Raw genomic sequence first — 8,902 nt, forward strand, 5'->3', positions numbered from 1 at the left:
CATTGCTGCGAGGAACGAAGCAATCTCTACTTAGGCTGGGCTTGTGCTGTGATTAACGTCAGTCTGCTCTTGGGCGCAGTGCCCCATTACTTTTGAGGGCAAAAGTAACATACTAAGCGAAGCGATCTCATGAGCACCTATAAAAAACAAACAAACAGCGAATAAACCCTTGTCCAGCAAAAGGCTTCTTTGCCGCACAAAGCCATACCCTGCAAAACGTGCAGACCTTAGGGCTGGAACTTTTGCCCCGACGCTCATTTCCCAGCCCACATGCAACAAGTTCGCTATGCCCGCCTTTACGCTCCTGGCCACCAAAGTTCTGCCCGTTTTCGCCCGAAGCTGTTCGCTGACGAAGAAGCAGTACTATTACCATTATCATCTTATTGCAAAGATCAATACTGATAACATAGTTAATGCTATTACAGAAATGGTTTTTGTGCCGGAAAGATAATTTGAAATTATGAGCAAAAGGCGGCCTGCCCCGGTCTTGTTGTATTGTTACCGCCCTCCCGATCAGGCATTTTGTACCTAATCAATATTTTTATTGTGTTTACTTAGGTTTTCAGCAACAGCTTTTGCAGGTGATGTTGCATAGGTATAATATCAAGCCATATATACCACAGCTTATTGTGCGGGATAAACTTTATGGGTTTATCCCGTTGTTAGTATCGTAATTGTTTTTACTGCTTACAAATCGAAAGCAGGGGTACCATCAGTGTTGGTGGTAACACCGTGTTTGCGTTTGTGCAATTCCATGCCAACCGTTAAAACGCCAATGCAAATTAATAATGTAACAGCGATAGTGATGTGGCTTGGATGAATGCTCCCTGCAGGGGAACCAGTTAAAAACAAACCTAAATTTGGTATAAGCAGGCCTATTAAAGGGAAGCTCAAAAATATTCTGAATTTTGCTATATCTTCCATAAACAATAGTGTTTGTTATTACATTACAAATATATACAATAAATTGTTGTAATTAATATAATAAAATTTCACTTTGCTTAAAATGGGTGATTGTCCCCGCTATGTACACCGTGTTTTCACGGTATACATTTATGAGATATGAAGTATAAGTTAATATAGCTACCGGTTGTAAGGATATTCGTTAACCCAATGGAAACCTCTTCTTAACAGTATGAAATTGTTTAGATCATATTTTCGGAGTTTTATCTGCAAAACACTATTATTATGGTTTCCTTGTAACAAGAGCAGATCGGGCTTCTTTTCGGTGTAGTTAAAATATGTAACATTTCCGTTACTGCCGTATAATTCCATTTTTATAGTGTGCTTTAGCGTGTCAACCGTCATCCCGTAACCACTAATACTGTCGTTCGTCATTTTCACCTGTGCATATCCGGGGTAGCTCACTATTAATTTATGCCAGCAGGTGCTGTCGGTTTTTAGCGGGGCTATGGTGTCCTTGTTCCGTATAAAGCTTTCTACATTGTAAATGCCATAAAATGGCGGTTTCTTGGCCGTTTCGCCATATTGACTGCGCGCCTCCCAGTCCCCGTAAAAATTAGATACAACGATGTAAATCACCAACACATATTTAATAACGCATAAGGTAATATTCTTCCAGCGGCGTTTAAAGGTATGCGGTGCCATGTTTGCCGCAAGTGCGGGTTTGTTAAGTACAAGCAGGTTGATAAGTCTGCCTGCGTCTTTTGAAAGTATAAACAGGCACATTACAAAAAGCACGGTAGATACTATTTTAACCGGTACATCATACGCGTAATTAATGGCCATTATATTACCCGCTACTACTAAACCCAGCAAGGCCCCCATAATTGTAGTGCGCCTGAAGAACAAGAATATGCCGCAAATAAACTCGGCCAGGCCGGTAAAAATGTTAAAGCCTGTGGAGTAGCCAATATAAGTCCAGGCCAAGCCCATGGGCGATGAATCGCCATACGATTGCAGCAGGCGTGAAGGCGTTGGCCCCGGAAATTGTAGCTTGATGATCTTTACACAGCCATAGCTGATCATGCTAATGGCTACATAGTATCGTACCACCACCAGCAGCCAGTAAAACAGGTTATTGTAGTTTCGTACACGCCTGTCTAATACCGACCATATTAATGCTCCGGCACCTGCCGTTACAGATATAAGCAGTATAATGAGGTAATCATAAGTGGTATCGCCGCTACCGTTTGTAAAAATCGTGATGGGCTTTGGCAAATGCAGCAAGTGCGCGCCGCTCCATACAACAAGTGAGTGCACGGGCTGTATATAATAAACATGAAGGGCATCCAGCAACACCCCGTTAGGATTCAATACTACAAAAGCCAAAAAGAAGATCAGCGAAAAACGGAATGCCACTTTTTTATACAGCGGCCAGTAAGCAGATTCGGTAACTGTGTTTTGCATTGTGAGGTAATGGGTTAATACACAAGCAATATAATGATTTTTAGTATCTGCTTATATAATGGCCCTACCTCATTGACGGGTGAATTATTTTTTCTCCAGCTTCAGATACTTCTGCTGAACCACTACGGTATCGCCAGAGGTAAGTTCGCTGATTATATCGGGGTTTAAACTTACGGGCTGATTGGTTGCTGTGTAAGTACTCATAGAAAATTCTCTGCGCTGATAAACATCATAAGTAAGCAGAGGTACATAAAGGCTGCCTTTTTTTATATTGAGTACCAGTGATGGCGTGTAGGTGCATATAGTGCCATGATACCCCGCCTGTACGCAGGTCATACGGGTATCTATTTTCCCTAATGTAATTGAACCACCGGATCCGCCAAAAATAATAGTACCGGTAGCATAGCTGAGCGTATCCGGTATCGGCTTTTTGATATAAATATCAGCATCATCCTGGCGGTATATATTACCGTTAAACTGATAAATAGCCGCAATGCCATTATTTTGCTGCTGACGTATGCTTACCTTTTTTTCCGCTTTGAAAGCTATACTTATTACGGGCAGGTTGCTGGTTTCGGTGCCCGAAGTGAAGTTGAATACGTTGGTTTTTCGTCTGCTAATGTATTCTTTTATACGTGCTTGATCTGTTATTTTCTCTGAGGACGTAAACATTACAGGTTGCTCAAGTTCGGCAGTAGTTATGGTTTGATAATCACCTTGCAAAATGGTTGATATGGTGGGGCGGGTATCAGAATTTTTGCAGGCTGTAAATAGTATCACCATGGCAAAAAAAAGTGATTTTTTCATTCGTGTGCAGGTTCAGCAGTAAATTTTTGATAAATATAGCTATTTTGCTTTTCGGGTTAAAATGTATATTTACTGTTGCTAAATGCCTTGTCATTGTATTAAAATGAAATTCTACTGTACTATTTGCTTACTTGTCTTCACGGTTGTTTTTTCTTCTTGTAAGAAAGATAAAAACGATAAGCCTGTCAAAACCATCAATGTAAAAGAAATTACTGATGAAAATGGTAACCGGGTCATATTTATATATGATGATGCCGGCAGGGTAAGTGAAAGGAGATACTTGCCATACCTATCAGCCTCGTATAGCGAAACCGAAACTTTTCGCTATGATAATGGCGGGAGAATTAATAACATGATTACCACGCTTGATAGCGTTTCTTATACCTATAACCAGCAAGGCCAGTTAACACGTAAGGAAAGAACGCGTGGATATAAGAAATTTGAAGTCCCCAGTAAATCCATGGCTTATGAGTACAAGTATGATGCAGGGGGCAAAGTAGTACAAACTAAAATAATATCCGATCCCGGTAGCCCTTATCAACGCTATTATACTTATAGCTACAATTATAATGCTGCTAACCTGGTAAGTAAAATTACATACACTGACGATACCGGTGGAAGTTTTTATTATAAAGTTGATGATTACAATGATGCCGTAAAAGTTGACCCGTTAGTACTCGAAATTCCGTTTAAAAGTTATATTAACTTTGACGCTACTGTTTTGTCCGGATTAAAGCAATTGCCGCAACACCTCAGCAGTTATAATGGTGATATTAAGGATGGCTCTTTAAAATATACAATTACAATAACTGATAACCTATTGCGCGAGTTGGGCACCGAAAACGTATACCTGCAAAATCAACCGATAAAGGAATTGTATAAATTTAAGTATTAGTGGCTTGTTTAAAATCTATTTAGCTTCCTCGTAAGCGTAAACAACCGTCTTTTTGCTATCGCTTACAACACTACGTGTTAAGGGGTAATTAGCTTTGCTGTATTTATAGGCGTATTTGGTTACGTGCGTGCCCGAGGCGTCAATGGTAGTTTCTTCAGTAACTTCGTTTTTGTTGTGGGCGGGCATTATATTCATGCTTTCCAGTACGCCCCATTTAAAAGGCGAAGCCGAGAATGGTCCGTTTTTGGTACCGAAACCATATACTAAAGAGTGGTTAGCCGATTTGTTTTGCCTTTTAACCAAATTGCCCGCGTTGTAAAATAAGGTTACCCGTTCCCCTTTATCATTAGTTACAGCAGTTACGTTATTGCCGTCAACCTCATAACTGGTGGCGGGTTTCATAATGGCTTCATCGTAAAAGGTTGATGAATTGGGTTTGCCGTTTTGGTAGGCTATCTCATAAACTACGGTGGCTACATCATGGTCAAGCAAATCTATCCTTACCAGGTTGTCATCGGTATCGTAAACAAAAACGTGTATGGTAGTTAAATTATCCTTGGCGCTGTAGTGTACCTGCTTGGTGATATTCCTGTTGCGGTCGTATTGGTAATGGTATACCCAGGCGGTATCGTTTGGGCCGGTTTTAGCGGCATCGTCAAAGGCTGCTATAGTAGTTACTAAAAATTTTGCACCGGTATTAGTATTGTCGTCGGGTGGGAGCGGTTGGGTATCAACCGGCGGTTTTTGGCTCAAATCAACCAGTTCATCAGTTTTACAGGCCGTAAATGCTGTGGCAAAAACAATGAAAAGGATAAACTTGCGCATGTTGGTATTGTAATTATGATAAAGCGGTGCAAAGGTACAAAATGTCGATTAAAAATTTTAACCCGATGCAAACATTTTAGCTGTTGGCCATATTGTAATAGTTCACTCAACCTATTGATAAGTAACATGGTACCCATTTATTTCACCGTTGGCGGCTCATTGCCGGTTATGATAATTCCGGATACAGAGGCACACGTAGATGGGCACCCGGTTTTAACCTACACCTATAATATTTATATTGATGAAGGCCTCGAAGGCAACAATAATCAATCAGAAAAAGAGAGCGAACTGCTGCTCGAAAAAAAGATTGACCCGAGTTACCTTGGCCATATTACTGTAGAAACGCCGGGGCGAGTATTTAGCTATGTAGCCGATGGCAGCCGCGAACTTGAATTGAAAGAGATCCGCGAGATTGTTGATCATATAAATCATTATCGCGAATCGCCGGGGATGTGGCAGTATTAATATATTTGTGTTAAACAAAAATCTATCGCGACTATGCCAACTTCATTTTTAGGCCTACGAACCACTATTTATAAAGTTACCGATATTGATGCCGCCAAACAGTGGTATACAGGTGCTTTTAACACAGAACCATATTTTGACGAGCCTTTTTATGTAGGCTTCAATATAGCAGGTTATGAATTGGGCTTGCAGCCCGATGAACAACCGGCAGACGATAAAGGCAATAACGTGGTAACCTATTGGGGAGTAACCGATATACAAAGCGAATACGACAGGTTGATCTCTCTTGGTGCCGAAGAAGTGGAAAGTCCGCAAAATGTAGGCGGCGAAATTGTAGTGGCCGAAGTGAAAGATCCCTGGGGAAACAGCATTGGGCTTATTTACAACCCGGAGTTTAAGCTGCCATAGTTATAAATTTACATGGTATGTATGCGCGTAATAATGATGATTGCGCTTTAAAAGGCTACTTTTGCAGCTTTTACACATTATGGCTACTTCACTAAAAAATAAGTTCGATAGTATAATTTTTGACCTTGATGGCACCCTTTGGGATAGTACGGCTACCGTTGCGGTAGCGTGGCAAAATGCAAAGCAACAGGTTGATTATATTAACGACGATATTACCCAACAGCATGTTCGTTCCATAACAGGGCTTACGTATACCAGCATATTTGAAAAACTGTTTCCGTACCTGAACGATGAGCTTCGGGCCGATTTCAGGAGTAAATGCGCGGTATATGAAATTGACACGCTGAATAATTTAGGCGGCGATCTGTATCCGCACCTGGAAGAAGCGCTGAGCTACCTTGCAGGCAAGTATCAGTTGTTTTTGGTAAGCAATTGTCAAAGCGGTTATTCTGAAGTGTTTTTTGAGCACGGTAAAATGCAAAAGTATTTTACCGGCTACCAATGCTTCGGCACAAAAGGGCAGCCCAAGCACGAAAATATTAAAGATGTTGTGGCCGATTTCAACCTGAAAGCCCCTGTATATATAGGCGATACCCAGGGCGATTACGAAGCTACTGTGAAAGCAGGCGTGCCTTTCATTTTTGCCTCATACGGTTTTGGCAAGGTAGACGAAGGGCAAATTGCTACTATTGACGGACTGGATGAGTTGGTAGAGATACTTTAATTAGAAGCAAGAGTTAAGAGTCAAGAATCAAGGTGCAAGAGTTGAGAATCAAGAATTAAGATGCAAGAGTTAAGAAATAAGATAGAATTTGCCTCCTGACTCTTGCATCTTAACTCTTGCCTCTCTTTTTTACATAGTAAAAAAAACACGATGAAGATATCAAAATACCTGCATTCCTGCCTTGTGTTTGAGCAGGATGGTTATAAGCTGTTGTTTGATCCGGGTAAGTTTTCTTTTGCCGGTGGCGAGGTTACGGCGCCCATGTTTGCCGATGTGCAAAGCATTATCATTACCCATATCCACCCCGACCATTTCGACCTTGAAATACTCAAAAGTATTGTTGACCTCAATAATGCCAAAGTATACACCAACGCGCAGGTAGGCGAACAACTTACAAAGGCCGGTTTACCGTTTGAATTGATAGCGGAAGGCGATCTGAACATCGGTCCGTTTAAGCTGAAGGCATTCCCGGTAACGCACGAGCCATTGCTGGATAACCCGATACCGCAGATGACCGGCTTCCTGATCAATGATAAGGTACTGCATGGCGTTGATTCGCTGAATGATGAACTGCTGCCTTATAAAGGTGTTGAACTATTGTTATTGGTAACCATGGCCCCTTTCGCCAATGAGTTAAAGATAGCCTCCTTTGCCGATAAAATTCAGCCCAAACAGATCCTTCCTGTACATGACGGCTACGCAAAAGAGTTTTTTGTTAAACAACGCTATCAAAATTACAAAAGGCACTTTGAGCAGCAGGGGATTCAGTTTCATGAAATATACAAGGTTGGTGATAGTGTAACTATCTGACAACTCCTTTTAGGAATATGTTGATTTTATCGCTGTAAATATCATAATCGATAAAAAGTACCATAACGGCCCTGTTTACTACCATTGATAATGGTAAAATACCATCTATTTTTGTAGTATGAAAAAGGGATTTCCGGTTTATGATATCTGCACCCTGTCTGAACAGCAACAGCACGACCTTCAGATAGACCGTTTCGGGCACTATCTCGACCAGCATAAGAACCTGCACTTTCCGCATAAGCATAACTTTTATCACCTGGTACTTTTTACCGAAGGCAAGGGTAGCCACGCTATAGACTTTAAACGATTTGAAATTCAAACCGGGCAAATCTATTTTATGATTCCCGGCCAGGTGCACAGCTGGGATTTTGAGGATGCTATGGATGGTTATATCATCAACTTTTCGCCGGCCTTTTTCAACTCGTACCTGTTAAGGGCCGATTACCCTGAAACCCTGCCCTTTTTTAGCGGTAACATTGACGACGCGGTAATTAACTTAACCGAAGCAGAGCTGGCAGCTGTACGCGCCATTATGGAGGCTATTGTAAAAGAGAACGACAAGCCCGATAACCTGAGTTTAGATATGGTGCGGGTGCTGATGGTTCAGCTATTTACGCAACTTACACGCCTGCATACCGGTACTGCTAAAGCCACCGCGCCAAGTTATAATCAAACCTTGCTTAAAAACTTTCAGCGACTGATAGAGCAGAACTTCAGCAAATTAAAACTGCCGAAAGATTATGCCGAGCTATTGTATATCACCCCCAATCATTTAAATGCGTTGTGTAATGATATTTTGGGGATGTCGGCAGGGGAGGTAATCCGCAACCGGGTGGTATTGGAGGCCAAGCGTTTGCTCATCAATCAAAACCTTACCATTGCTGATATAGCAGGACAGCTCAATTTTACTGATAATTCCTACTTTACACGCTTTTTCAGGAAGCAGGTAAGCTTAACCCCCGACGAATTTAGAAAGAACAATTTAATTTATAAATAATGGAAACTCAAGCTCATCACCACAACGAAGATCGTGTACCGGTATTAAAAGCAGCAATACAGGCAAAATGCCCGCGTTGCCGCAAGGGCGATATGTTTGCAAACAGTACTTACAGCCTAAGCGGTCAGCAAATGCACAAAACGTGTCCGCATTGCGGCATGACCTACGAACGTGAACCGGGATACTTTTATGTAGCCATGTTTGTAAGCTACGCCATGAACGTTGCGCAAATGGTTACACTGGCTGTCGGTACCTATATACTTACCGGTTCAAATTCTCCGTGGTTATATGTAGCTATTCTATTAGGATCGATATTGGTGTTATCACCATTTAATTACAGGTATTCGCGCGTGGTGCTGCTGTACTGGTTAACCCCCGGTTTGCATTACAGGCCCGAGTTATCTCACGATCATACCCCTGATAATACTACCAATAATAAATTGGCACAGGCTTAATAGGCAGCTATAGAACAAGAAACTAAAGGCGTTTGGCGGATGAGCAAAATCATCCTCAAGCGCCTTTGTTGTAAAAATAATTAATGTTGTTTGCAACCAATGGGCGTTGGCTATCGTCTACCCCATGTACAAACCCTTTAATTATT

At 41.5% G+C, this 8,902-nt stretch carries 11 protein-coding genes; 7 read left to right on the top strand and 4 right to left on the bottom strand.

All coding sequences use genetic code 11. The features are described 5' to 3' along the window. Positions 1-687: 687 nt before the first annotated feature. The 3 genes from ABD894_RS25195 to ABD894_RS25205 all read right to left on the bottom strand — a co-directional run bounded on the left by ABD894_RS25195 (position 688) and on the right by ABD894_RS25205 (position 3,177). Complete coding sequence (locus ABD894_RS25195; RefSeq protein ID WP_345213865.1) at positions 688-924, bottom strand: hypothetical protein; 237 nt, start codon at positions 922-924, stop codon at positions 688-690. A 159-nt stretch (positions 925-1,083) separates the two neighbouring features. Further along, on the bottom strand, positions 1,084-2,370 hold the full coding sequence (locus tag ABD894_RS25200) for a hypothetical protein (protein WP_345213866.1): 1,287 nt from the start codon (positions 2,368-2,370) through the stop codon (positions 1,084-1,086). A gap of 84 nt (positions 2,371-2,454) precedes the next feature. Further along, entirely contained in the window at positions 2,455-3,177 is a 723-nt protein-coding gene (locus ABD894_RS25205; RefSeq protein WP_345213867.1) for a hypothetical protein, read from the bottom strand. A 103-nt stretch (positions 3,178-3,280) separates the two neighbouring features. On the opposite strand from ABD894_RS25205, the gene ABD894_RS25210 reads away from it, so the two are divergent. Beyond that, positions 3,281-4,072: a hypothetical protein gene (locus ABD894_RS25210; RefSeq protein ID WP_345213868.1), complete on the top strand. Its 792-nt coding sequence runs from the start codon at positions 3,281-3,283 to the stop codon at positions 4,070-4,072. A gap of 15 nt (positions 4,073-4,087) precedes the next feature. Here the strand turns inward: ABD894_RS25210 and ABD894_RS25215 are convergent, their stop codons facing one another. Beyond that, the gene (locus ABD894_RS25215) at positions 4,088-4,897 is read right to left on the bottom strand and encodes a hypothetical protein (protein WP_345213869.1); all 810 of its coding nucleotides are present in this window, start codon (positions 4,895-4,897) and stop codon (positions 4,088-4,090) included. 126 nt (positions 4,898-5,023) lie between these two features. Between ABD894_RS25215 and ABD894_RS25220 the strand changes: the two genes are divergently transcribed. From ABD894_RS25220 to ABD894_RS25245, 6 genes are all read left to right on the top strand, one after another. Continuing rightward, entirely contained in the window at positions 5,024-5,362 is a 339-nt protein-coding gene (locus ABD894_RS25220; RefSeq protein ID WP_345213870.1) for a hypothetical protein, read from the top strand. Between the two features lie 33 nt (positions 5,363-5,395). After that, positions 5,396-5,770 (top strand): VOC family protein, encoded by a 375-nt coding sequence (locus tag ABD894_RS25225; protein WP_345213871.1) that lies wholly within the window; start codon positions 5,396-5,398, stop codon positions 5,768-5,770. 79 nt (positions 5,771-5,849) lie between these two features. After that, the gene (locus ABD894_RS25230) at positions 5,850-6,494 is read left to right on the top strand and encodes an HAD family hydrolase (RefSeq protein WP_345213872.1); all 645 of its coding nucleotides are present in this window, start codon (positions 5,850-5,852) and stop codon (positions 6,492-6,494) included. A 150-nt stretch (positions 6,495-6,644) separates the two neighbouring features. Then, positions 6,645-7,304, top strand: a complete 660-nt coding sequence (locus tag ABD894_RS25235) for an MBL fold metallo-hydrolase (protein WP_345213873.1) — start codon at positions 6,645-6,647, stop codon at positions 7,302-7,304. 118 nt (positions 7,305-7,422) lie between these two features. Further along, entirely contained in the window at positions 7,423-8,301 is an 879-nt protein-coding gene (locus ABD894_RS25240) for a helix-turn-helix transcriptional regulator (protein ID WP_345213874.1), read from the top strand. Beyond that, on the top strand, positions 8,301-8,756 hold the full coding sequence (locus ABD894_RS25245; protein ID WP_345213875.1) for a DUF983 domain-containing protein: 456 nt from the start codon (positions 8,301-8,303) through the stop codon (positions 8,754-8,756). The genes ABD894_RS25240 and ABD894_RS25245 overlap by 1 nt, the downstream gene beginning before the upstream one ends. Positions 8,757-8,902: the final 146 nt, after the last annotated feature.

The organism is Mucilaginibacter gynuensis (genome assembly GCF_039541195.1).
Lineage (GTDB): Bacteria > Bacteroidota > Bacteroidia > Sphingobacteriales > Sphingobacteriaceae > Mucilaginibacter > Mucilaginibacter gynuensis.

Coding starts and splice junctions, on each gene's coding strand:
- ABD894_RS25215 (WP_345213869.1), bottom strand. CDS start 4,897: ATGCGCAAGTTTATCCTTTTCATTGTTTTTGCCACAGCATTTACGGCC.
- ABD894_RS25235 (WP_345213873.1), top strand. CDS start 6,645: ATGAAGATATCAAAATACCTGCATTCCTGCCTTGTGTTTGAGCAGGAT.
- ABD894_RS25205 (WP_345213867.1), bottom strand. CDS start 3,177: ATGAAAAAATCACTTTTTTTTGCCATGGTGATACTATTTACAGCCTGC.
- ABD894_RS25210 (WP_345213868.1), top strand. CDS start 3,281: ATGAAATTCTACTGTACTATTTGCTTACTTGTCTTCACGGTTGTTTTT.
- ABD894_RS25195 (WP_345213865.1), bottom strand. CDS start 924: ATGGAAGATATAGCAAAATTCAGAATATTTTTGAGCTTCCCTTTAATA.
- ABD894_RS25230 (WP_345213872.1), top strand. CDS start 5,850: ATGGCTACTTCACTAAAAAATAAGTTCGATAGTATAATTTTTGACCTT.
- ABD894_RS25220 (WP_345213870.1), top strand. CDS start 5,024: ATGGTACCCATTTATTTCACCGTTGGCGGCTCATTGCCGGTTATGATA.
- ABD894_RS25200 (WP_345213866.1), bottom strand. CDS start 2,370: ATGCAAAACACAGTTACCGAATCTGCTTACTGGCCGCTGTATAAAAAA.
- ABD894_RS25240 (WP_345213874.1), top strand. CDS start 7,423: ATGAAAAAGGGATTTCCGGTTTATGATATCTGCACCCTGTCTGAACAG.
- ABD894_RS25225 (WP_345213871.1), top strand. CDS start 5,396: ATGCCAACTTCATTTTTAGGCCTACGAACCACTATTTATAAAGTTACC.
- ABD894_RS25245 (WP_345213875.1), top strand. CDS start 8,301: ATGGAAACTCAAGCTCATCACCACAACGAAGATCGTGTACCGGTATTA.